The organism is Mycolicibacterium rutilum (assembly GCF_900108565.1).
Lineage (GTDB): Bacteria > Actinomycetota > Actinomycetes > Mycobacteriales > Mycobacteriaceae > Mycobacterium > Mycobacterium rutilum.
This window is the reverse complement of the sequence record NZ_LT629971.1, coordinates 867,793-890,806: the sequence shown is the minus strand read 5'-3', so window position 1 is coordinate 890,806 and position 23,014 is coordinate 867,793. Positions and strand designations below refer to the sequence as shown.

Here is a 23,014-nt window from a genome sequence, read left to right as displayed (position 1 = left end):
GCTTCCTGCCTGCCGTCGAGGGCATGCGCGCGTGCGCAGCCATCGGCGTCGTCGTCACCCACGTCGCCTTCCAGACCGGGCACTCCAGCGGCATCACCGGCCGTATCTTCGGGCGGTTCGACCTGGCCGTCGCGGTGTTCTTCGCGCTGTCGGGGTTCCTGCTGTGGCGCGGGCACGCCGCGGCCGCGCGGGGGCTGCGCCCGATCCCGCCGACTGGGCACTACCTGCGGTCCCGCCTGGTTCGCATCCTGCCCGGCTACCTGGTGGCGGTCGTCGTGATCCTGCTGCTGCTGCCCGGTGCGGTCGACGCCCGCGCCGACGCGACGGTCTGGCTGGCCAACCTGACCCTGACGCAGATCTATGTGCCGCTCACCCTGACCGCCGGGCTGACCCAGATGTGGAGCCTGTCGGTCGAGGTGGCCTTCTATATCGCGCTGCCCTTCCTGGCGCTGCTGGTGCGCCGCGTGCCGGTGCGCGCGCGGATCCCGGTCCTGCTGGCCGCCGCGGTGGCCAGCCTGTTCTGGGTGCGCATCCCGTTCGACCCGGACTCCGGGCACAACCTGTGGAACTGGCCGCCGGCGTTCTTCTCCTGGTTCGCCGCGGGCATGATCTTGGCCGAGCTGACCGTGACGCGGGTCGGCTGGGCGCACCGGCTGGGCCGCCAGCCGATCCTGATGGGGCTGGTCGCTGCGGCGGCGTTTGGCGTCGCCGCCTCCCCGCTGGCCGGCAACGAGGGCCTGCAGTTCGGCAGCATCACCCAGGTCACCGTCAAGACCGCGATGGGCGCGGTGGTGGCGGGGGCGCTGCTCGCGCCGCTGGTGCTCGACCGCCCGGGCACCCCGCACCGCATCCTCGGCAGCACCGCGATGGTGACGCTGGGCCGCTGGTCCTACGGGCTGTTCATCTGGCACCTGGCCGCGTTGGCGATGGTGTTCCCGATGATCGGGCAGTTCGCGTTCAACGGGAACATGCCGGTGGTGCTGGCGCTGACGCTGGTGTTCGGGTTCGCGATCGCGGCGGTCAGCTACGCGTTGGTGGAGGAGCCGTGCCGGCAGGCGCTGCGGCGCTGGGAGTACCGGCACCAGCGGCCCGTCCCGCCGCTGGACTCCTCGGTCACCGACGCGCCTGAGCCAATCTCGAGATGACGTCGTCGCGCACCGCCGAGCGGCGCGCCTTGCCCGCGTCGTCGCGCAGCGGCGTCTCGCTGAACTCGACGGTGCGCGGCACCTTGTAGCGTTCGAGCCGCTCGGCCAGGAACGCCACGACGTCGGCCTCGTCGAGACCGTCGGCCTGCACCAGCGCGTGCGGCACCTGGCCGAGATCCTCGTCGGGCACGCCGACCACCAGACACGACAGCACCCGCGGGTGCTCGCTGAGCGCGGACTCGATCTCGGCGGGATAGACGTTGCGGCCGCCGACGGTGAACATGTCGACGCGGCGGTCGTTGAGGTACAGGAAGCCGTCCTCGTCGAAGTAGCCGAGATCGCCCAGCGAGTCCCAGCCGTCGCGCGACTTCGCGGTGGCGCCGACGTAGCGGTAGGTGGGCGCGCTGCCCGGCGAGGGCCGCATGTAGATCTCGCCGACCACACCCGGCGGGCATTCGTTGCCGTCGTCGTCGAGCACCTTCATCTCACCGGCCACCACCACGCCGACCGATCCCGGGTGCGCCAGCCACTGTTCACCGGAGATGAACGTCAACGCCTGTAATTCGGTGCCGCCGTACAGTTCCCACACCGCTTCCGGCGCCAGCAGGTCGATCCACGCCCGTTTGATCGCCGGCGGGCACGGCGCGGCCAGGTGCCAGAACCGGCGGATCGACGACAGGTCGTAGGCGTCCGGGTCGGCGCGGTACACCGGCAGCAGGCGCTGCATGATCGTCGGCACCGTGGCGAGGAACGTGACGCGGTGTTCGGTGACCAGCCGCAGGAACTCGTGCGGTTCGAAGCGCGGCATCAGCACCAGGTGATGGCCCTGCACCAGGCCGATCGCGAACGTGGTGAAGCCGGTGTTGTGGCTCAACGGCACCGAGAGCAGGTTCACGTCGCCCTCCTGCGCGCCCAGCGGATACCCCGCCAGCGCGGGGAAACGGCTGTCGCCGCCCGCCTCGATGAGCTTCGGCCGTCCGGTGCTGCCACCGGAGGCCATCGCCTTGAACACCGGCGACACCTTCTCCGGCAGGCCCGCATCAGGCAGTGCCGGGTCGGGCGCGAAACCCGCTGGCACACTGGGAGTCCGGCCGGTCGGGTCGTCGCGGCCGACCACCAGCGCGCGGGGCCGCAGGTCGAGCAGCGCGGCCAGTTCGGCGTCGGGCAGCCGCGGTGACAGCGGTTGCGGTACCGCACCCAGTTTCCAGGTGGCCACCACCGCCTGCACCCACTCGATCGAGTTGGGCAGCACGACCGTCACGTAATCGCCCTGTCGCACACCGAGTTCGGCGTAGGCGCGGGCCAGCCGGTTGGTCGACGCGTCGAGTTCGCCGCGGGTGATGGTCACCCCCTCGCAGGTGGCCGCCGGCGCGTCGGGGGCGGCCGCGGCGAGTCGCGAGATCTGGGTGCTGATCGGCGGGGTCGGTTCGGTCATGTCAGTACCCGCCCCGTGCCTCGAAGATCCGGCGTGGGTTGTCGACCAGCATCGTGGTCAACTGTTCGTCGGTGACGCCGCGCGCCTTGAGAGCGGGGATGACGTCGTTGTGGATGTGCAGGTAGTGCCAGTTCGGCATCGCCACGTGCAGCGTCTCCTCCGGCAGCGCATCGAAATAGCATGAGGCGTCATGGGATAGCACCATCTTGTCGGCGTGGCCGCGTTCGCACATCGTCGCGACCGTGTTCACCCGGTCCTCGAAACCCAGGTAGGCGTCCACCCCGAACCGGTCCATCCCGAGGTAGGAGCCGCCGGCGATGAGCTCCTCGAGGTACCCGATGTCGGTGGTGTCGCCGGAGTGCCCGATGACGACGCGGGTCAGGTCGACGCCCTCGTCGGCGAAGATGCGCTGTTGTTCGAGGCCGCGGCGGCTGGCGGCGTGGGTGTGGGTGGAGATCGGCACGCCGGTCTGCCGGTGCGCGGCCGCGACCGCGCGCAGCACCCGTTCGACACCGGGCGTGACGCCGGGCTCGTCGGTGGCGCACTTGAGGATCGCCGCCCGGATATCGGTGTCAGCGAAACCTTCCTCGATGTCGCGGACGAACATCTCGGTCATGAACTCCGGGCCGCCGAGCGCGGTGCCGGGCCCGCGGAAGTGGAAGTGCATCGGCACATCGTTGTAGGTGTACAGGCCGGTGGCCACCACGATGTTCAGTTCGGTGGCCGCCGCGATTCTGGCGATGCGGGGCAGATAACGGCCCAGGCCGATGACCGTCAGGTCGACGATCGTGTCGACGCCGCGCGACTTGAGCTCGTTGAGCCGGTCGATGGCGTCGGCGATCCGCCGCTCCTCGTCACCCCACCCCTGCGGGTGGTTCTCGATGACCTCGGTCGACATGATGAAGACGTGCTCATGCATGAGCGTGACACCGAGGTCTGCGGTGTCGATCGCCCCGCGGGCGGTGTTGATCGTCGGCACCCGGCCGATGCTAGGACCGGAGCCGGCCGATTGTCTGTGTAATTCGGGTACAGGAGCACACATGGCAGCACCCACCCGTGATCGCGCGGTGCCGTCCGCCTGGGCGCCGTTCGCGTCGCCGGTGTACCGCGCCCTGTGGATCGCGCAGTTCGTGTCCAACCTGGGCACCTGGATGCAGACCGTCGGCGCGCAGTGGATGCTCGTCGGCGATCCTGGTGCCGCGGTGCTGGTGCCGCTGGTGCAGACCGCGACCGCGTTGCCGGTCATGTTGCTGGCGCTGCCGTCCGGGGTGTTGGCCGATCTCGTCGACCGCCGCCGGTTACTGATCGCCACCCAGGCCGCGATGGCGGCCGGTGTGTCGCTGCTGGCGGTGCTGACCGGTGTCGGGGTGGCGACGCCGGCGCTGCTGCTCACGTTGTTGTTCCTGATCGGGTGCGGTCAGGCGCTGACAGCTCCGGCGTGGCAGGCGATTCAGCCGGAACTCGTTCCCCGCGACCAGATTCCGGCCGCGGCGGCGCTGACCAGCATGAGCATGAACGGTGCACGGGCGATCGGCCCGGCGGTCGCGGGTGTGCTGGTGTCGTTGTCGGGGCCGACGCTGGTGTTCGCGCTGAACGCGGTGTCGTTCGTGGGCATCGTCGTGGTGCTGGTCGGCTGGCGGCGCCCGGCGGAGGAACGCGTGCTGCCGACCGAGCGGCCGCTGGCGGCGCTCAGCGCGGGCCAGCGCTACATCCGCAGCTCGCCGGTGGTGCGACGGATCCTGTTGCGCGCGTTGCTGTTCATCGCGCCGGGCAGCGCGCTGTGGGGGTTGCTGGCGGTGATCGCCGACCGGCAGCTGCACCTGTCGTCGGCCGGTTACGGCATGCTGCTCGGTGCGCTGGGGGTGGGTGCGGTGTGCGGGGCGACGGTGCTGTCGCGGTTGCAGTCCACGTTCGGGCGCAACGTGCTGCTGTTGGTGGGCGCGGGCGGATTCGCCGTCGCGACCGTCGTGCTCGCGGTGGTGCCGATCTTCGGGGTGGTGCTGGCCGCGCTGGTGATCGGCGGGTTGTCATGGCTGTTGACCCTGTCGACGTTGAACGCGTCGCTGCAGCTGAGCCTGCCCGCGTGGGTGCGGGCCCGCGGCCTGTCGGTCTATCAGCTGGTGTTCATGGGCGGGCAGGCGGTCGGGTCGCTGGTGTGGGGTCTGATCGCCGAGGGCGCGGGCAGCGTGGCGGCGCTGCTGATCAGCGCGGCGCTGTTGGCGGGCTGCGCGGTGTCGCTGCTGTGGTGGCCGCTGCACCCGGGCACCGGCGATCTCGACGTGGAGGTGTCGGCGCACTGGGGTGAACCGGCGCTGGTGTTCGAGCCCGAACCGCCCGACGGGCCCGTCGTGGTGCTCAAGTCCTACCGCGTCGAGCCCGAGGACGAGGCGGGCTTCATCGCGGCGATGGCGCGGGTCGGGCGTTCGCGGCAGCGCACCGGCGCGGCGCAGTGGCGGCTGTTCCGCAGCGGCGAGCAGCCCAACACGTTCGTCGAGGCGTTCATCGTGCGGTCGTGGGGCGAGCACCTACGCCAGCACGTCATCCGTCAGACCGGCCAGGACCTCCTCGCCGAGCAGGCCGTCGACAAGTTCGTCACCGGCGAGCCGACGCTGCAGCACCTGATCGCGGTCAACTGAGCCGGTCGCGCCCCGGCACCGCCGACGCCGCGACGGCGGCCAGCGAGATGAGCGCCAGCAGCTGCACGCCCCAGGAGTGGCCGACGTATCCGTCGACCGACCGCCACGGACTCTGGCTCAGGACCGCCCCGGCGAGGATCAACCCGCCCGCGGCCAACCCGACAGTGACCGCCTCGCACCGTTTCTCGCGACGACGCAACAGGTGGCGCAGCCCCAGCACCGCAGCGGTCACCACGACGCCGGCCACCCCGGACACGATCGCTCCCACGCCCAGCACCGCGGCGGCGGCAGCGACCGGATGCGGACGCCACGCCGGCGTCGGCACGACGGGCGCCTGCCGTCGGCGCGCCGGGACGAACGCCAACGCGAACAGCACCGGCAGCAACGCCAACCCGCCGATCAACCCGGCCCGGTAGGGAGTGTTCGACGGGAAGGTCAGCGTGACCGGGCCCTCGGTTCCCGGCGGCAGCAGCCAGCCCTGCTGCCAGCCGTTGACGGTGATCGCGGTCAGGGCCGTGCCGTCGGCGTCGCGCGCAACCCAGCCGGGGTTGATGCTCTCGGGCACGACCAGCACCCGCGACGCATCGGACCGCTCGACGGTCACCTCCCGCCGGTCGGAGCCCCAGGCACCGGTCTGCGCGGGAACCGTTGGCGCCGGGGTGATCTGACGTGCCTGTGGGCCGGCCAGCTGCGCGCCGTCGACGAAGAACGTGTCACCGGGGCTGATCACCAGCTCCTGCTGACCGGCGGGCAGCACGATCGGCTCCGTCCGGCACGGGCGGGCGGCCACCGGCACACCGTCGAGCAGGTCGCCGACGGTGGCGCTCAGCGAGGTCTGCACGAACTGCCCCGCGATGCCGATGACCGGCCCGCGGCCGCAGGGCAATTCGATGCGCCGGTCGCGGTTGCGGTCCGCGTCGGCCGCCGCGATCGGGGTGCCGCTGCCGTCGATCGCGGTCACCTCGGCCAGGCCCGGCGGCTTGAGCTGATCGAACCCGAGCGACGTGCGGTCGATGACGTCGTCCCAACCCAGGAGTGACACCGTCACCGTGTCGGTGACCCGCGGCTTGAGTTCGAGGGTCTGCGCCCCGGCGTCGCGGGCCACCCGACGGGTCTGCGGGCCGTCGCCCAAGTCGACGGTCACCATCGTCGGATGTGCCGGCAGCGCACTTGAACTCGGCGTCACCCGCAGCCCGGACACCTCGGTCGGGCGCGGCAGCTTGAGGGTCAGCGTCGGCGGGATGCGGTGCTGCACGACGCGCTGCGGCGCGGTCCACGCCGTGCCGGGGTCGCCGTCCGCGGCGGCGTAGGCCGAACCGAGCACGTCGATCGGGTCGGCGTCGCCGAACGCGCGGGCCGCACCCGGGGCGGCGATCAGGTCGGCGAGCCGGGGACCCTGGCGAGCGCGCACCCACACGGTCGGCGTCACCGCGATCGGTGCCGGCACGGTCAGTGTCCGGCTCAGGTTGACCGGCTCCTCGGGCGACAGCGCCATCGTCGCCGCGCACCGGGTTCCGGTGGGGCTTTCCGCGCAGCCGGTCCGGCCCTGCAGTTCGGAACCCAGATCCCATTGCGCCACTGCCGAATTCGGTGGTGGGCCGGGGACCGAGACGGTGTGCCGGAGATTGACCGGGTGGGCGAACCCGTTCGCGTCGTACTGGGTGACGGCAATATCGGTGAGCCCGAACTGCACACCGGGGGAGCCGTCGCTGGTCGCGACCGCGGTGACCCGCACCCACGGCGACTCGCCGTACGGCAGAGCTGCGGTCAGCGGTTTACCGGCCTCGTCGAAACGCAACGTGCTGGTGCCGTTGACGGTGGAGATCTCCAGCCGGCGGATCTGCGCGCCGACCGCGGTGGCGCTGGGCGTGACCGTGATCGTCGCGTTGGTGACCGGATGGTCGAAGTCGACCTGCAGCCACTGGCCGATCGCCGCCTGCAGCGCGTTGGACACCCAGCTCGTCGACGGGTCGGCGTCGATCGCGGCGGCGGGCCCGGTCGCCGGTGCCACGTTGGGCAGCGCGGTGGAGTCCGCGGCCGAACTGGACACCGAGATGCGTCCGCCGTTCCACTGGCCGTACACCAGATCGGTTCCGGGAGCGGGATAGTCGAGGACGCGGTTGTGGGTGTGCCGTGGGTCGTCGGGGGTGCGGATCGCCGAGGAGTGGTCGTCGACGCGGCCGTAGTCGGTCTCGCGTGCCAACGGGGTGTCGGTGACGGTGACCAGCGGGGCCGGCACGCCGGCGCGTTCGGCGTCGCCGGTCAGCAGCATCGGGCCCAGCGGCGGTTGGCCCAGCAGCCGACGGCGTTCGTCGAGCCGCAGCAGCGCCTCGGGGGCACCGTCGACGCGCGCCATCCGGTCGGTGTCGACGAGGTACGGCCCCACCGGCGTCGTCGCGGTCACCCGGTAGATCTCGACGGCCGGATACCGCGGCCGCAACCCGCTGTCGGCGATGAAACCGGCCAGCGTGCCGGGCCCGACGGGATCACCGAACTCGGCGACCTCCTCCAGACCCGGCGAGTTGTCGACCGTGCGGTGCACCAGCAGCGGCCGCGCCGACCGCGACGCATCCGGGTCCAGGTCGTTGCGCACCACGACATACGAAATACCTTGACGGGCAAGGGTTTCGGCCAGCCCGTCGGAGGGGCGCCCGGCGGCGAACAGGCGCTGCACCGAGTCCAGTGCCCGGATGGTCTGCGGCGGGGTCAGCGGAATCGAGTCGCGCACACCCCAGGGACTGCTGCCGAGCACCTGGAGCGGTTCGTCGTGGCTGTTGCCCCACACCTGGGTGGCGAACGGCGCTCCGGGCGCGACGAGCACCCGGCCCTCGGTGTTGTGCTCGTCGAGCCAGGCCGCGGCGTCGTGCCAGTACTGCGGGATCGCGTCGAAAGCGCCTGGCGGAGTGAGGCGTCCGGTCCACGCCAAGGAACTGGCGGCGGTCAGCGCGACGAGCACGACGACCCCGACGGCGATGCGCTTGTCGCGCTCCGGATGCGCCAGCGCACTCACCCACTGCTCGCGCGGCGCGCCGCCCGGCAGCGGGAGGCGACCGAGCAGGTGGGCCAACCCGAGCGCCAGCGGAAGGCGCAGCAGCGGGTCGAGCTTGTGCAGGTTGCGCAGCGGTGTCCCCGCCGCGTCGAGGAACGTCTGGACCTGCTGGGCGATCGGGGAGCCCAGGCCGCCCGAGTAGCCGGCGGCCAGTAGCGCGACACCGATCAGCAGGATCGTGATCAGCCGGCCCCGGTACGGCATGTTGCGCATCGCGAGCCCGGCCAGCCCGGCGGCCGCGACCAGCGTGGTGGCCAGCACGGCCACCGACGTCGTCACCAGCGACGCCCCCGCGGTCGCGTTCGGCGCGACGAACGGCGTCCAGGCGTGAGTGCCGCGCAGCATCTCGGTCAGCGACATCCACTGCGTGGTGACGCCGGAGGACTCGATGAAGTCGAGGAACGGCGGGCTGATGCGGCCCAGCAGCACCAGCGCGATCACCCACCACGTCACCGCCAGCGCGATGCACAGCGCCCACCACGCGGTGAAGCGCCACCAGGTCCTCGTCGGCCGGTGACACGCCAGCCAGATCGCCGCGGCCAGGCAGCCGGTCAGCGTCGCGACCGCGTTGACAGCGCCCATCAGCGCGATCGCCACCGCCGAGCGCGCGGCCAGCAGCCGCACCCGGGGGTCGCCCCGCAGCACGAGGATCACCGGCAGCAGCACCCACGGCGCCAGCATCATCGGCAGCGTCTCCGAGGAGATCGCGCCGATCGTGGTCAGCACCCGCGGGGACAGCGCGTAGGCCGCCGCGGCGATGACGCGCGAGGGCCTGCTGCCGATGCCGAGCGCCTCGGCGACCCGCAGCACACCCCAGAAGCCGACGACCAGCAGCAGCGCCCACCACAGCCGCTGCGTCACCCAGCCGGGCAATCCGACGACGTCACCGAGCAGGAAGAAGGCGCCGTGCGGGAACAGGTAGCCGTAAGCCTGGTTCTGCGCCTGGCCGAACGGCAGTTCGCTGTTCCACAGGTTGAACGCGCGCGCGAGGAAGTTCAGCGGGTTCGCGGTCAGGTCGAGCTTGGTGTCCGGTGAAATCTGCCCCGGCGACTGGGCGAACGTCAGCAGCAGCGCCGCGGCCGCCGCGACCCACAGCCAGCGCCGTGACAGCGGAGCGGTCTCGACGTCAGAGGGCAGGGGCGACGGGCCCACGTGCGAGAAACCGGTGGCCGGGGAGTCAGCTTCGGTCGCCGTACTCGACCCTGTTGAGCACCGATGACGCCGGATCGCCCGCTTGCAGCGGAGGCCTGTTGTCCTGCTGCACCATCAGCGTCACACCGAAGATCGCCGCCGCGCCCAGCAGCAGTCCGACCACGATGCTGGCCGCGGCAGGCACGAGGAACCGATCCATGCGGCAAAAGTAGCATGCGGGCCATGTCCGCAGATGAACGCCGGTTCTGGCGGACGGATACGTGCTCGGTGTGGGTCGGCTACGACGACGACGGCGCGCTGGTGTTCACCGGCGAGGACAGCGGTCACCTCGACGGCTACGAATACGAGGTGACCGTCGGCGCCGATCAGTTCGACGAGCTGCGCCGCGCGCTGGGCGCCGACCCGGCCGCCGACGTCGTCGACCTGGTCTGCCGGCACGCCGAGGAGATCATGGCGCGCGGCGAGCGGACCTGGCTCCACGACCGCGGGATAGAACGAGGCTTCCGCTCCTATTAGTGTCGAGGCCCATGGCGAAAACCCGAGCGCTCTGCGCACTGGTGACCACGGCCGGACTCCTGCTGGCCTGTGCGCCGGCCGACCAGGACACCGCGGCGGCGGACGCGTCGTCGGCGCCGCTGACCAAGGCCGCCACCGAGGCGCCGAACGCTCCCGCGCCGGTTCCGGCGGCGCCCGCGTGCGGGACCGGTGAGGCGCTGCTGGCGTCGATGTCGACGCGCGACAAGCTCGCGCAGCTGCTGATGGTCGGCGTCGCCGATGCGGCCGACGCCCGCGCCGTCGTCGACACCCATCACGTCGGCGGCATCATGATCGGCAGCTGGACCGACCTGTCGATGCTCGGCGGTCCGCTGGGCGAGATCGCCGCTTCGGCGAATCCACTGCCGCTGGCGGTCAGCGTCGACGAGGAGGGCGGCCGGGTCTCGCGGTTGTCGTCGGTGATCGGCACGCAGCCCGCCCCGCGGGTGCTCGCCGAGTCGAACACGCCCGAGCAGGTCTACGACATCGCGCTGCGGCGCGGCCAGGCGATGCGCAACCTGGGCATCACGATCGATTTCGCGCCGGTCGTCGACGTCACCGACGCGCCCGACGACACCGTGATCGGCGACCGCTCCTTCGGCTCGGACCCGGCCGTCGTCACCGACTTCGCCGGCGCGTACGCGCGCGGCCTGCGCGCCGCCGGCGTGCTGCCGGTGCTCAAGCACTTCCCCGGCCACGGCCGCGGATCGGGTGACTCGCACACCGGTGCCGTGACGTCGCCGCCGCTGGCCGAGTTGGAGCAGACCGATCTGGTGCCGTACCGGGCCCTGACCAGCCAGGCGCCGGTCGGGGTGATGGTCGGGCACATGCAGGTGCCCGGGCTGACCGGCAGCGATCCGGCCAGCCTGAGCCCGGCGGCGTATGCGCTGCTGCGCTCCGGCAACTACGGCGGCCCGCCGTTCAACGGCCCGATCTTCACCGACGACATCTCCTCGATGCAGGCGATCTCGGACCGGTTCGGCGTGGCGGAGGCGGCGTTGCGCGGTCTGCAGGCCGGTGCCGACACCGCCTTATGGGTGACGACGGCTGAGGTGCCCGCGGTGCTCGACCGCTTGGAGCAGGCGCTCGACGCCGGTGAGCTGTCGATGTCGAGCGTCGATGCGTCGGTGCTGCGGCTGGCCGGCATGAAGGGCCCCAACCCGCGCTGCTGATTCCCACCCGCCGCCCGCTGCTGACGACTGCGAGGTCGGGTATTGCTTACCCTGGTGGGATGGCCGGAGGTACCAAGCGGTTGCCGCGCGCCGTGCGTGAGCAGCAGATGCTGGACGCCGCGGTGCAGATCTTCTCTGTCAACGGCTACCACGAGACGTCGATGGACGCGATCGCCGCGCAGGCGCAGATCTCCAAACCGATGCTGTATCTGTACTACGGCTCCAAGGAGGAGTTGTTCGCGGCGTGCCTGGACCGTGAGCTCGGCCGCTTCGTCGACGACGTGCGCAGCCGGATCGACTTCAAGCAGAGCCCGAAGGACCTGCTGCGCAACGCCGTTCTGGCGTTTCTGAACTACATCGACGCGAATCGGGCGTCGTGGATGGTGCTCTACAGCCAGGCCACCAGTTCGCAGGCGTTCGCGCACACGGTGCGCGAAGGTCGTGAGCGGATCATCGACCTGGTCGGCAGGCTGCTGCGGTCGGGAACGCGTAATCCCGAGCCCGACACCGACTTCGACATGATGGCCGTCGCGCTGGTGGGCGCCGGCGAGGCGGTGGCCAGCCGGGTGTCCACCGGCGACGCCGACGTCAACGAGGCCGCCGAGCTGATGATCAACTTGTTCTGGCGCGGCCTCAAGGGCACCCCGGCCGAGCACGCCGACGGGTCCGTTCACTCTGCGGCGACGGCGCACTTGTCCGAGTAGCCGACGCCCTGAACGCAGACTCGACGGGATTACCTACAGCGCGCGGACGGTGCCGAACAGGTGCGGGTCACCCTTCTTGAGGTGCCGCAGCGTCAGGTCCCAGCCGTCGGCGACGCGGTCGACGTAGAGGCCGGCCGACGCCGGCAGCACCACGGGTTTGGCGAACTTCACCGAGTACTTCACCGCGCCGGGCAGCTGCCCTTCGATGTTGGCCAGAACCGCTGCCGCACTGAACATTCCGTGCGCGATCACGGTCGGGAAGCCGAACAGCTTGGCCGCCACCGAATTGGTGTGGATCGGGTTGTGGTCCCCGCCGACCGACGCGTAGTGCTTGATCTGACCGGGCGTGATGCGCAGCACCGCATTCGGCGGACCGAGTTTGGGCTGTTTCTGCGGCGGCGGCTTGGGCTCGTCGGACAGGCTGGTGCGCTGCTGATGCAGAAACGTCGTCACTTGGTGCCACGCCAGCTCGTTACCGACGCTGACATCGGTGAGGATGTCGACCAGTAGACCTTTCCGGTGCTCACGCAGGTTCTCGGCGTGCACCTTCACCGAGACGGTGTCGGTCACCGCGATCGGCCGGTACTGGGTGATGTGGTTCTCGATGTGCACCGAACCCATTGCGGCGAACGGGAAGTCGAACCCGGTGACCAACGACATCAGCGTCGGGAACGTCAGCGCGAACGGATACGTCAGCGGCACGGTGTCGCCGAACTGCAGCCCGGTCACCGCCGCGTAGGCCGCCACGTTGGCCGGGTCGATGCTCAACTCGTCGACGGTGAGCGTGCGCTCCGGCAGCGTCTCACCGCGCGGCACGAAGGGCAATGCACCCGCGGCCGCGCGCACCAGGTTCATCAAGCCCGACGGTTGCGCCTCAGCCATGTGTCACGCCCCCAGCCACGCCTGGCCGCACACCCGCACCGTGTTGCCGGTGACGGCGTTGGACGCGGGACTGGCGAAGTACGCGATGGTCTCGGCGACGTCGACCGGTTGGCCGCCCTGGTACAGCGAGTTCAGCCGGCGGCCCACCTCGCGGGTGGCCAGCGGGATCGCTTCGGTCATCTTGGTCTCGATGAAACCGGGCGCCACCGCGTTGACCGTGATGCCCTTGTCGGCGTAGACCTCGGCCAGCGTGTCGGTCAGCCCGATCATGCCGGCCTTGGTGGCGGCGTAGTTGGTCTGCCCGCGGTTGCCCGCGATGCCGGCCATCGACGACAGCCCGACCACGCGGCCGCCCTCGCCGAGCACGCCGCTGCTCACCAGCCCCTCGGCAAGGGCAAGCGGCGCAACGAGATTCACCGCGACGACCGAGTCCCAGCGGCCCTCGTCCATGTTGGCGAGCAACTTGTCGCGGGTGATGCCCGCGTTGTTGACGAGGATGTCGGCCTTGCCGTCATGCACCTCACGCAGGTGCGCGGTGATCTTGTCGACGGCGTCGTCGGCGGTGACGTCGAGCGTCAGTGCGGTCCCGCCGACCTTGGAAGCCGTCTGGCCCAGCGCGTCGGCGGCACCCTCGACGTCGATGCACACCACCTTCGCCCCGTCGCGGCTGAACACCTCGGCGATCGTCGCGCCGATCCCACGGGCGGCGCCGGTCACGATCGCAACCTTGCCCTCCAGCGGCCGGTCCCAGTCCGCGGGCGGCGCCGAGTCGTCCGCGCCGATCCGGAACACCTGCCCGTCGACGTAGGCCGACTTGCCCGACAGCAGGAACCGCATCGTGGACTCCAGGCCCGTCGCGGCGGGTTTGGCCGCCGCCGACAGGTACACCAGGTTCACCGTCGCCCCGCGGCGCATCTCCTTGCCCAGCGAGCGGGTGAAGCCCTCCAGCGCGCGCTGCGCGATCCGCTCGTGTTCGCTGCCTGCCTCCTCCGGGATCGTGCCGATGACGACGATGCGCCCGGACGGCCCGAGGTTGCGCAGCAGCGGGGTGAAGAACTTGTAGAGGCCCTTGAGCCCGGCCGGGTCGGTGATGCCGGTGGCGTCGTACACCAGCCCGCCGAACGAGTCGGCCCAGCGGCCGCCGAGGTTGTCGGAGACCACGTCGTAGTCCTCGGCCAGCGCGGTGCGCAGCGGTTCGACGAGCCGGCCCTCCCCGCCGATGAGCAGCGTGCCCGCCAACGGCTGGTCGCCGGGGCGGTAGCGGCGCAGCGTCTCGGGCTGCGGGATGCCGAGCTGCTTGGCGAGGAACGATCCGGGCGCCGAGTGAACGAGTTGCGAGTACAGATCGGATGCCATGGGAAGAACTTACTCCAGAGTAAGAAGAGTGGGTACTATGGGGTCATGGCTTGTGATACCCAGCGACGCGTCGCGATCCTCGGTGGCAACAGAATTCCGTTCGCACGCTCCGACGGCGCCTACGCCAACGCGTCCAACCAGGACATGTTCACCGCCGCGCTGGGCGGTCTCGTCGACCGCTACAACCTGGCGGGCGAGACGCTGGGCGCGGTGATCGGCGGGGCCGTGCTCAAGCACAGCCGCGACTTCAACCTGATCCGCGAGTGCGTGCTCGGCAGCGCGCTGTCGTCGTACACCCCGGCCTTCGACATCCAGCAGGCGTGCGGCACCGGCCTGCAGGCCACGATCGCCGCGGCCGACGGCATCGCCGCGGGTCGTTACGAGGTCGCGGCCGCGGGCGGGGTGGACACCGCCTCCGACGCGCCGATCGCGCTCGGCGACGACCTGCGCCGCACGCTGCTCGGGCTGCGCCGGTCCAAGTCCAACGTCGACCGGCTCAAACTGGTCGGCAAGCTGCCCGCCTCCCTCGGCATCCAGATCCCGGTCAACAGCGAGCCGCGCACCGGCATGTCGATGGGCGAGCACGCCGCGGTCACCGCTAAGGAGATGGGCATCAAGCGCGTCGACCAGGACGAGCTGGCCGCCGCCAGCCACCGCAACATGAGCGCCGCCTACGACCGCGGCTTCTTCGACGACCTGGTCACCCCGTTCCTCGGCGTCTACCGCGACAACAACCTGCGCGCGGACTCGTCGGCGGAGAAACTCGCCAAGCTCAAGCCGGTGTTCGGCGTCAAGAACGGCGACGCCACGATGACCGCGGGCAACTCGACCCCGCTGACCGACGGCGCCTCGGTGTCGCTGCTGGCGACCGAGGAGTGGGCATCGGCGCACGGCATCGAGCCGCTGGCGTACTTCGTCGACGCCGAGACCGCCGCGGTCGACTACGTCAACGGCCGCGACGGGCTGCTGATGGCGCCCACCTACGCGGTGCCCCGGCTGCTCGCCCGCAACGGGTTGAGCCTGCAGGACTTCGACTTCTACGAGATCCACGAGGCGTTCGCGTCGGTGGTGCTCGCGCACCTGCAGGCGTGGGAGTCCGAGGAGTACTGCAAGGAGCGCCTCGGCCTGGACCAGGCGCTCGGCTCGATCGACCGGTCCAAGCTCAACGTCAACGGCTCCTCGCTGGCCGCCGGGCATCCGTTCGCCGCCACCGGCGGGCGCATCGTCGCGCAGCTGGCCAAGCAGCTCGCCGAGAAGCGCAAGGACAGCGGCCAGCCGGTGCGCGGGCTGATCTCGATCTGCGCGGCGGGCGGGCAGGGCGTGGCAGCAATCCTCGAGGCCTGACGCCTGCGGAAAAGATTTGTGCCGACGGTTGTAACGCTCGCGGAAACGACGTCGATAAACGGGATAGCTCCGTACTGCCGTCTGACCCCCCGACCCGGCGGCAGTGCGGGGCTCTTGACGTTCACGCCCCCGGCGGCGGATCTTTCTTCGCCTTGACCGGGCCCGCAGCGGGCGGGGCGAACAGCGCGCCGCCGAGGCTGCCGCGCGCCGTGCGCACCGCCACCAGCGTCCACGTGCCGAGCAGCCCGACGTAGGCGATCGCGGCGGCGACCTCGAACGCCGGCAGCCCGGTGTGCTTGGCCAGCTGGGTGGTGCCCGTGACGAACGTGCCGACCGGGAACGTCAGGCTCCACCACGTCAACGCGAACGGCATGCCGCGGCGCAGCGTGCGCACGGTCAACTCGGTGGCCAGCACGATCCACAGCACCGCGAAACCCCACACCGGCACCCCGAACAGCACCGCGAACACGTTCATCGCGTCGGCCAGTTCGGGCGGCACGGCCAGCGCGGCGTGCGCGCCGAGCAGACCCGCCGCCGTGATGCCCTGGCCGAGCGGGCCCAGCACGATCCACAGCGTCGGCACCCGGGCGGTGCCCGACGTGCCGTACAGCGCGAGCCTGCTCCAGATCATCGTGATGATGATCAGCGCCGCCATCAGCGAGAGCCCGAACATCGCGTAGCAGCCGTAAAGCATCGTGGCGCGGCCGGTGCCCGGCGCCATGTGGGGGATCAGCAGCGCGCCGGCGGCGGCCGACACCATCGGCGGCACCACCGGCATCAGCCAACCGCCGAACGCGGCGTCGGGTTCGACGTTGAGTTGGGTGAACATCAGGAACGGAATGGTCGCCGCGGTGAACAGCCCGCCGATCGTGCCCGCGGTCCACAGCACCCAGGCCAGATCGACGGCCACCCGCTCGCCGATCAGGTCCTTGCCGATCAGCAGCGCGCCCGCCGCGACGGTCAGCAGCGCCATCGGCGCCGCGCCGTAGAAGTGGGTCATCTGCGGATTGCGGGCGTGGCTGCGCGCGGCCACCGGGTGCCGGATCCGCTGCACCGACACCGCGACCGACAGCACCACCAGCAGCACCGCCGCGAACACCCAGACCACCCGCGAAAAGACGTGCAGTCCAGGCACATTCACCGGCAGCGTGGCGCCGGCCGTCGCGACGATGCCGGTGCCCATCACCGACGCGAACCAGTTCGGCCCGAGGTGCTGCAGCCGGGCGAGTTCCGTTGACGCGGCGTCGGTGGCCATGGCCCAGTATGTAAGCATGCAAACGAGCCTGAGCATCGTCGGTCTGAATCCTCACGAGCCGTCGCCGGTCGACACGCTGGTCGGCACCCTCGCGGACCTGCGTGACGAAGGTTTCCGCCGCATCTGGCTGGCCCAACTGCCGTTCGACGCGGACCTGCCGACGATGCTCGGCATCGCGTTCCGCGAGGTCGACGGGCTCGAGATCGGCTCGGGCGTGATCCCGATCCAGGCCCAGCACCCGTGGCAGCTCGCGCAGCGCGCGCTGACGCTCAACCTCATCAGCGGTGGGCGGTTCACGCTCGGCATCGGCATGAGCCACCGCATGGTCACCGAGGGGGTGTGGGGTGTTCCGTGGGACCGGCCGGTGCGCCAGATGCGTGAGTACCTCGACGCGCTGCAACCGCTGCTGGCCGGGGAGCCCGCCGACGCGGCAGGGGAGTTCTGGACCGCCCGTGGCGCGCTGCAGGTGACCGCCCCACCGGCCGACGTCTACCTCGCGGCGCTCGGGCCGCAAATGCTGCGGCTGGCGGGCCGCCGCACCAAGGGCACGCTCACGTGGATGACCGGACCCAAGACGCTGGCCGGCCACATCGTGCCGGCACTGCGCGACGCCGCGGTCGAAGCGGTCCGCTCCGCGGGCGACGTGCGGGTGGCGGCGTCGCTGCCGGTGAGCGTGACCGACGACGTCGACGGCGCGCGCAAGCAGGCCGCCGAGAGCTTCGGGGTGTATGGCACGCTGCCGTCCTACCGGGCGATGCTCGACCGGGAGGGGTTCGCCGGACCCGAGGACGCGGCGATCATCGGCGACGAGGACACCGTCGCCCAACGGCTCGACGAGCTCAGCGCGTCCGGCGTCGACGAGTTCGTGGCCAGCGTTTTCGATGCCGATCCCGAGACCCGCGCCCGCACCCGTGCGCTGCTGCGATCGAAAGATTCCTGATCCGAAAATCGGGCTGGTGTGTTCTAGATCACCGGCGTACGATCGAGCGCACGACGGGTTCGGGAGTGGCCTATCCAAAGAGTCGGCAAGGGTTGAAAGCCGACCGCGCGTACTGATGAGACGCACCTATCTGCCCTCCCGAACCCGCCCTTTTTTGTCCGGCGCACGGTGGGGCTGGCCACACCGCCGATTGACCGGGCACCACGATCGATCGAACCGCCGACCGACTCCACGATGGATGCCGTGACGACAACCCTGATGGCCGAATCCGACTGGACCCGAACGCTTTCGCAACCCCTGCGCCGCGAGGCCTGGCGCACCTACCTGTACTTCCTGCTGGCCAGCGCGCTGGCGGTGGTCGGCGTCGCCTTCCTGTTCGCGGCGGGACTGGCGTCGGGGCTGCTGCTGGCGACGCTGATCGGCATCCCGCTGCTGGCCCTGGTGGTGATGAGCGGCCGGGCGTGGAACCGGCTCTATCGGTCGCTGGCCCGACTGACCGGTGCCGAGATCGAGGCGCCGCCGCCGTTCGCGCGACCACCGGGCCGGTTGCAGACCGTCGCCGCCGCGCTCACGGACGGCGTCGGCTGGCGCAGCCTCGGGTTCGTCGCGCTGCACTCGGTCGTGATGACACCCGTCGGGTACGGCCTGATCCTGGCGGTCGTGGTGTGCGCGTCGGCCGTCGCCTCGCCGCTGGTGTTTCTGGTGACCGGCCAGGCGTTCATCACGATCGGCGAGCCCATCGACTCGTTGCCGATCTACCTGCTGCTGTCCCTCGCCGGCGTGGCCGGGCTGTACGCGACGGGTTGGCTGATGCTGGCCGCCAGCCGGTTCGACGTGTGGATGGCGCGAAGCCTGCTCGGCGCCAGCGACCGCGACCGCCGCGTCGGCCAACTCGAGAAGGCCCGCGCCGACGTGATCGACGCGTCGGCCGCCACGCTGCAGCAGGTCGAGCGGGATCTGCACGACGGCACCCAGGCGCGGCTGATCACCGTGGCGATGGCGCTGGCCCGCGCCGAGGAGCACTTCGCCGCCTCCGACGTCGGCCGCGCCCGCACCCTGGTCTCGGATGCGCTCGCCAACACCAAGGACACGCTGACCGAGCTGCGCGAGATCGTGCGTGGGATCCGGCCGCCCGCACTGGATCTCGGTCTCGAGGCGGCGGTCGCGACGCTGGCGGCGCGCAACCCGCTACCGGTCGAGGTGTCGGTCGACCTCGCGGTGCGGCCGTCGCTGGGCGTGGAGACGATGGCGTACTTCTGCGTGGCCGAGCTGCTGGCCAACGTGTCGCGGCACTCCGGGGCCGACCACGCGACGGTGACCATCCGCAGCGATCCCGCCGAACTGCGGATCGTCGTGCAGGACAACGGTTCCGGCGGGGTTCAGGTCGGCACCGGATCAGGCCTGACGGGTCTGCGGGACCGGTTGGCGATGCTCGACGGACAGCTGACCGTGGACAGTCCGGATGGCGGCCCGACGGTGGTCACCGTGTCCGTGCCGCCGGGGTCAGACCGGTGATCCGGATCGTCATCGCCGAGGACAACGCGATCCTGCGCGACGGGCTGGCGCAACTGCTCGCCGAGCGCGGCCACGACGTCGTCGCCAAGGTCGGCACGGCCGAGGAACTGCTGCACGCCGTCGACGAACTCACGCCCGACGTCGCGGTCATCGACATCCGGATGCCGCCGACGTTCACCGACGAGGGTCTGGTGGCCGCGGTGTCGCTGCGTCGCTCGCATCCGTCGGTGGGTGTGCTGGTGTTCTCCCAGTGGGTGGAAACCCGTTATGCCGCCGAGCTTCTCGCCGGCGCGCCGGAGGGTGTCGGCTATCTGTTGAAGGACCGCGTGACCGATATCGGCGAGTTCGACGACGCGCTGCGGCGGGTCGCCGACGGCGGGACGGCACTCGACCCGGAGGTGGTCCGCCAATTGATCGGACGGCGGCAGACGTCCACGGTGCTGGACCGGCTCACCCCGCGCGAGCGGGAGGTGCTGGCGCTGATGGCCGAAGGCCACTCGAACAGCGGTCTGGCGCGGCATCTCTCGATCACCGAGCGGGCGGTCGAGAAGCACGTGTCGGCGATCTTCACCAAGCTCGACCTGCCGCCCTCGCAGGCGCACCACCGGCGGGTCCTGGCCGTGGTCACGTACCTGAACTCCTAGCACCGCAACGCAAACCGCCCCCGGGAAGAGACCGGGGGCGGTTTGGTCGGAAGCGGCTAAGAGGGGACTAGAAGGCCGCTTCGTCGAGTTCCATCACGTCGTTGTCGAGATTCTCGATCACCGAGCGGGTGCTGGTCAGCAGCGGCAGGAAGTTCTTCGCGAAGAACGAGGCCACCGCGACCTTGCCCTCGTAGAAGGACCGGTCGTCGCCGCTGGCGCCACTGCCGGATGTCGCCGGCGCGCCGGCTCCGGCGTCGAGCGCGCCGATCGCCACGGCGGCCTGCTGCTGCAGCAGCCAGCCGATCACCAGGTCGCCGACGCTCATCAGGAAGCGCACCGAGCCCAGGCCGACCTTGTACAGCTCGGCCGGGTTCTCCTGCGCCGCCATCAGGTAGCCGGTCAGCGACGCGGCCATGGCCTGCACGTCCTCCAGAGCGGTGGCCAGCAGCGCACGCTCGGCCTTGAGCCGGCCGTTGCCCGACTCGCTCTTGACGAACTGCTCGATCTGGCCGGCCACGTACGCCAGCGCCTGACCCTTGTCCCGCACGATCTTGCGGAAGAAGAAGTCCTGCGCCTGGATCGCGGTGGTGCCCTCGTACAGCGAGTCGATCTTGGCGTCGCGGATGTACTGCTCGATCGGGTAGTCCTGCAGGAAGCCGGACCCACCGAAGGTCTGCAGGCTCTCGGTGAGCTTGGCGTACGCCTGCTCGGAGCCCACACCCTTGACGATCGGCAGCATCAGGTCGTTGACCCGCACGGCCAGGTCGGCGTCCACGTCGTGCAGCGCCTTGGCGACCGCCGAGTCCTGGAACGTCGCGGTGTACAGGTACAGCGCGCGCAGACCCTCGGCGTAGGACTTCTGGGTCATCAGCGAACGACGCACGTCGGGGTGGTGCGTAATCGTGACGCGCGGCGCGGTCTTGTCGGTCATCTGGGTCATGTCGGCGCCCTGGACGCGCTCCTTGGCGTATTCCAGCGCGTTGAGGTAGCCGGTCGACAGGGTGGCGATGGCCTTGGTGCCCACCATCATTCGGGCCTGCTCGATGACGTCGAACATCTGCGCGATGCCGTTGTGCACCTCGCCGACCAGCCAGCCCTTGGCGGGAACGCCGTGCTGGCCGAAGGTCAGCTCACAGGTGGCCGAGACCTTCAGGCCCATCTTGTGCTCGACGTTGGTGACGAAGACGCCGTTGCGCTCGCCGAGCTCACCGGTCTCCGGGTCGAAGTGGAACTTCGGCACGAAGAACAGCGACAGTCCCTTGGTGCCCGGGCCTGCGCCCTCGGGGCGGGCCAGCACCAGGTGGAAGATGTTCTCGAACAGGTCGTCGGAGTCGGCCGAGGTGATGAACCGCTTGACGCCTTCGATGTGCCAGGAGCCGTCGTCCTGCTGGACGGCCTTGGTGCGGCCGGCGCCGACGTCAGAACCGGCGTCGGGCTCGGTGAGCACCATGGTGGAGCCCCAGCCGCGCTCGGCGGCCAGCACGGCCCACTTCTTCTGCTCCTCGGTCGCGTTGTGCGCGAAGATCTGCGCGAACGCGGCGCCACCGGCGTACATCCACACGGCGGGGTTGGCGCCGAGGATGTGCTCGTTGAGCGCCCACAGCATCGCCTTGGGGGCCGGCACGCCGCCGAGGTCCTCGTCGAGGCCGACCTTGTCCCAGCCGCCCTCGATGCAGGCGTGCACCGACTTCTTGAACGCCTCCGGCAGCGTCACCGAGTGCGTCTCGGGATCGAAAACCGGCGGGTTGCGGTCGCCCTCGACGAACGACTCGGCGATCGGGCCCTCGGCCAGCCGGGCCATCTCGGAAAGCATCTCGCGGGCCGTGTCGGCGTCGAGGTCGCTGTACTCACCCGTACCCAGCGCCTGGTCGAGGCGCAGCACCTCGAACAGGTTGAACACCTGGTCACGTACGTTGCTCTTATAGTGGCTCACGGTTCCTCCTCGGTGAGATAGCCACTTACGGTTGGGTACTCGGGTTAAGTTACCCACCAGTAACTGTGTCGGACTATACCCATCAGTAACTTCAACTCAAACCCCCCGCGGGCAATTCCCGCGGCCGCCCTGACCAGGTGGTTGGTCGGGGATGCCAAAGGTGCAGTTGACACGTGTCTGACCGGGGATTTCCCGGTGATGTGAGAATCGTCACGCCGCCCCGGTTAGGGTGTGGCGATGCTGCGCGTAACGGTCTGGGGAACCGGAAACATGGGTGCCACGGCCATCCGCTCGACGGTGGCTTTTCCGGGGTTGCAACTGGCCGGAGTCATCACCTCGACGCCCGACAAGGCGGGCCGCGACGCCGCGTCGTTCGCCGGCCTCGAGGCGCAAACAGGCGTCACCGCCACCACCGACATCGACGCCGCACTCGCGGCCTGTGACGCCGTCGCCTACATGGCGTCGGGCGACATCCGCCCCGACGAGGCGGTCGCCGACATCGAACGCTGCCTGAGCGCCGGCAAGCATGTGGTGACGCCGTCGCTGTACTCGCTCTACGACCCGCGCTCGGCGCCCCAGGACTGGGTCGACCGGCTCACCGCGGCCGCCGAGGCGGGCTCGGCCACGCTGCTGGTCAGCGGTGTCGACCCCGGATGGGGCAACGACGCGCTGGCGGTGATCGCCGCCGGGCTGTGCACCCGGATCAAGACCATCCACTGCCAGGAGATCTTCGACTACTCGACCTACAACCAGCCGTTCGCGGTCAAGGTGTCCTGCGGTTTCGGCGGCTCGATGGACGAGACCCCGATGATGCTGCTGCCGTCGATCCCGACCATGGTGTGGGGCGGCAACATTCGACTGGTCGGCCGCGGGCTGGGCATCGAGATCGACGAGATCGCCGAGGAGGTCGAGCGGCGGCCGCTCGAGGAATCGGTCGACACCGTCATGGGGCGCTTCGAGAAGGGCACCCAGGGGGCGTTCTGGCTCAAGGTCATCGGCCGCTCCGGAGGCCGCGACCGCATCGTCATCGACCACATCACCCGCATCCACGCGTCCTGCGCGCCGGACTGGCCCTATCCCGACGAGGGCGTGGGCGACCACCGCGTGATCATCGACGGCGATCCGCAGCTGACCATCACCACCCGCGCCGACGTGCCCGGCGGCACCCGCGCCGACGGCGGCAACGCCACCGCGGCCAACCGACTGCTCGGCGCGCTGGCCTGGCTGGCCGAGCAGAAGCCCGGTATCTACGACGGGCTCGACGTGCCGTTGCAGACGACGCTGCCGCCGGAGGTCCAGGCACAGCGTTGGGCCTGAA

Annotated in this window: 18 protein-coding genes; 10 read left to right on the top strand and 8 right to left on the bottom strand. The window is 70.5% G+C overall.

The window, feature by feature from the left end; translation table 11 throughout:
* Nucleotides 1-23 precede the first annotated feature (23 nt).
* The gene (locus BLW81_RS04270; protein ID WP_083410314.1) at nucleotides 24-1,145 is read left to right on the top strand and encodes an acyltransferase family protein; all 1,122 of its coding nucleotides are present in this window, start codon (nucleotides 24-26) and stop codon (nucleotides 1,143-1,145) included.
* Here the strand turns inward: BLW81_RS04270 and BLW81_RS04265 are convergent.
* Nucleotides 1,114-2,580, bottom strand: coding sequence for an AMP-binding protein (locus tag BLW81_RS04265; RefSeq protein ID WP_083406133.1), 1,467 nt, complete (start codon nucleotides 2,578-2,580; stop codon nucleotides 1,114-1,116). The two genes, BLW81_RS04270 and BLW81_RS04265, sit on opposite strands and share 32 nt — an antisense overlap.
* Before the next feature lies 1 nt (nucleotide 2,581).
* A complete protein-coding gene (locus BLW81_RS04260) occupies nucleotides 2,582-3,559 on the bottom strand; it encodes a phosphotriesterase family protein (protein WP_083406132.1) in 978 nt (325 codons plus the stop codon).
* Between the two features lie 61 nt (nucleotides 3,560-3,620).
* On the opposite strand from BLW81_RS04260, the gene BLW81_RS04255 reads away from it, so the two are divergent.
* On the top strand, nucleotides 3,621-5,216 hold the full coding sequence (locus tag BLW81_RS04255) for an MFS transporter (RefSeq protein ID WP_083406131.1): 1,596 nt from the start codon (nucleotides 3,621-3,623) through the stop codon (nucleotides 5,214-5,216).
* Here the strand turns inward: BLW81_RS04255 and BLW81_RS04250 are convergent.
* Complete coding sequence (locus tag BLW81_RS04250) at nucleotides 5,209-9,417, bottom strand: alpha-(1->3)-arabinofuranosyltransferase (protein ID WP_235632170.1); 4,209 nt, start codon at nucleotides 9,415-9,417, stop codon at nucleotides 5,209-5,211. The genes BLW81_RS04255 and BLW81_RS04250 overlap by 8 nt on opposite strands.
* A 25-nt stretch (nucleotides 9,418-9,442) precedes the next feature.
* Nucleotides 9,443-9,616 carry a DUF2613 domain-containing protein gene (locus tag BLW81_RS04245; protein WP_069412649.1) on the bottom strand — a complete coding sequence of 58 codons (174 nt, stop codon included), beginning with the start codon at nucleotides 9,614-9,616 and terminating at the stop codon, nucleotides 9,443-9,445.
* 23 nt (nucleotides 9,617-9,639) lie between these two features.
* Between BLW81_RS04245 and BLW81_RS04240 the strand changes: the two genes are divergently transcribed.
* The 3 genes from BLW81_RS04240 to BLW81_RS04230 are packed head-to-tail and all read left to right on the top strand — an operon-like array spanning nucleotide 9,640 to nucleotide 11,827.
* Nucleotides 9,640-9,933, top strand: coding sequence for a hypothetical protein (locus BLW81_RS04240; RefSeq protein ID WP_157897581.1), 294 nt, complete (start codon nucleotides 9,640-9,642; stop codon nucleotides 9,931-9,933).
* 11 nt (nucleotides 9,934-9,944) lie between these two features.
* Nucleotides 9,945-11,123: a glycoside hydrolase family 3 N-terminal domain-containing protein gene (locus BLW81_RS04235; RefSeq protein ID WP_235632169.1), complete on the top strand. Its 1,179-nt coding sequence runs from the start codon at nucleotides 9,945-9,947 to the stop codon at nucleotides 11,121-11,123.
* A gap of 59 nt (nucleotides 11,124-11,182) precedes the next feature.
* Entirely contained in the window at nucleotides 11,183-11,827 is a 645-nt protein-coding gene (locus tag BLW81_RS04230) for a TetR/AcrR family transcriptional regulator (protein WP_083406128.1), read from the top strand.
* Nucleotides 11,828-11,860: 33 nt separating this feature from the next.
* Here the strand turns inward: BLW81_RS04230 and BLW81_RS04225 are convergent, their stop codons facing one another.
* Both BLW81_RS04225 and BLW81_RS04220 read right to left on the bottom strand, forming a co-directional pair.
* Nucleotides 11,861-12,709, bottom strand: a complete 849-nt coding sequence (locus BLW81_RS04225; protein ID WP_083406127.1) for a MaoC/PaaZ C-terminal domain-containing protein — start codon at nucleotides 12,707-12,709, stop codon at nucleotides 11,861-11,863.
* A 3-nt stretch (nucleotides 12,710-12,712) separates the two neighbouring features.
* Nucleotides 12,713-14,065, bottom strand: coding sequence for a 3-oxoacyl-ACP reductase (locus BLW81_RS04220; RefSeq protein WP_083406126.1), 1,353 nt, complete (start codon nucleotides 14,063-14,065; stop codon nucleotides 12,713-12,715).
* A gap of 45 nt (nucleotides 14,066-14,110) precedes the next feature.
* On the opposite strand from BLW81_RS04220, the gene BLW81_RS04215 reads away from it, so the two are divergent.
* Nucleotides 14,111-15,409 (top strand): acetyl-CoA C-acetyltransferase, encoded by a 1,299-nt coding sequence (locus BLW81_RS04215; protein WP_083406125.1) that lies wholly within the window; start codon nucleotides 14,111-14,113, stop codon nucleotides 15,407-15,409.
* Between the two features lie 121 nt (nucleotides 15,410-15,530).
* Here the strand turns inward: BLW81_RS04215 and BLW81_RS04210 are convergent, their stop codons facing one another.
* On the bottom strand, nucleotides 15,531-16,682 hold the full coding sequence (locus tag BLW81_RS04210; protein ID WP_235632168.1) for a TDT family transporter: 1,152 nt from the start codon (nucleotides 16,680-16,682) through the stop codon (nucleotides 15,531-15,533).
* Between BLW81_RS04210 and BLW81_RS04205 the strand changes: the two genes are divergently transcribed.
* The 3 genes from BLW81_RS04205 to BLW81_RS04195 all read left to right on the top strand — a co-directional run bounded on the left by BLW81_RS04205 (nucleotide 16,681) and on the right by BLW81_RS04195 (nucleotide 19,763).
* Nucleotides 16,681-17,604: a TIGR03564 family F420-dependent LLM class oxidoreductase gene (locus BLW81_RS04205; RefSeq protein ID WP_157897580.1), complete on the top strand. Its 924-nt coding sequence runs from the start codon at nucleotides 16,681-16,683 to the stop codon at nucleotides 17,602-17,604. The genes BLW81_RS04210 and BLW81_RS04205 overlap by 2 nt on opposite strands.
* Before the next feature lie 234 nt (nucleotides 17,605-17,838).
* Nucleotides 17,839-19,119: a sensor histidine kinase gene (locus BLW81_RS04200; protein ID WP_083410312.1), complete on the top strand. Its 1,281-nt coding sequence runs from the start codon at nucleotides 17,839-17,841 to the stop codon at nucleotides 19,117-19,119.
* Nucleotides 19,116-19,763, top strand: a complete 648-nt coding sequence (locus tag BLW81_RS04195) for a response regulator transcription factor (protein WP_083406122.1) — start codon at nucleotides 19,116-19,118, stop codon at nucleotides 19,761-19,763. Before BLW81_RS04200 ends, BLW81_RS04195 begins: the two co-directional genes overlap by 4 nt.
* Nucleotides 19,764-19,830: 67 nt before the next feature.
* On the opposite strand, the gene BLW81_RS04190 is transcribed toward BLW81_RS04195, so the two are convergent.
* Nucleotides 19,831-21,696 carry an acyl-CoA dehydrogenase gene (locus BLW81_RS04190; protein WP_083406121.1) on the bottom strand — a complete coding sequence of 622 codons (1,866 nt, stop codon included), beginning with the start codon at nucleotides 21,694-21,696 and terminating at the stop codon, nucleotides 19,831-19,833.
* Between the two features lie 237 nt (nucleotides 21,697-21,933).
* On the opposite strand from BLW81_RS04190, the gene BLW81_RS04185 reads away from it, so the two are divergent.
* A complete protein-coding gene (locus tag BLW81_RS04185; protein ID WP_083410311.1) occupies nucleotides 21,934-23,013 on the top strand; it encodes an NAD(P)H-dependent amine dehydrogenase family protein in 1,080 nt (359 codons plus the stop codon).
* Nucleotide 23,014: the final 1 nt, after the last annotated feature.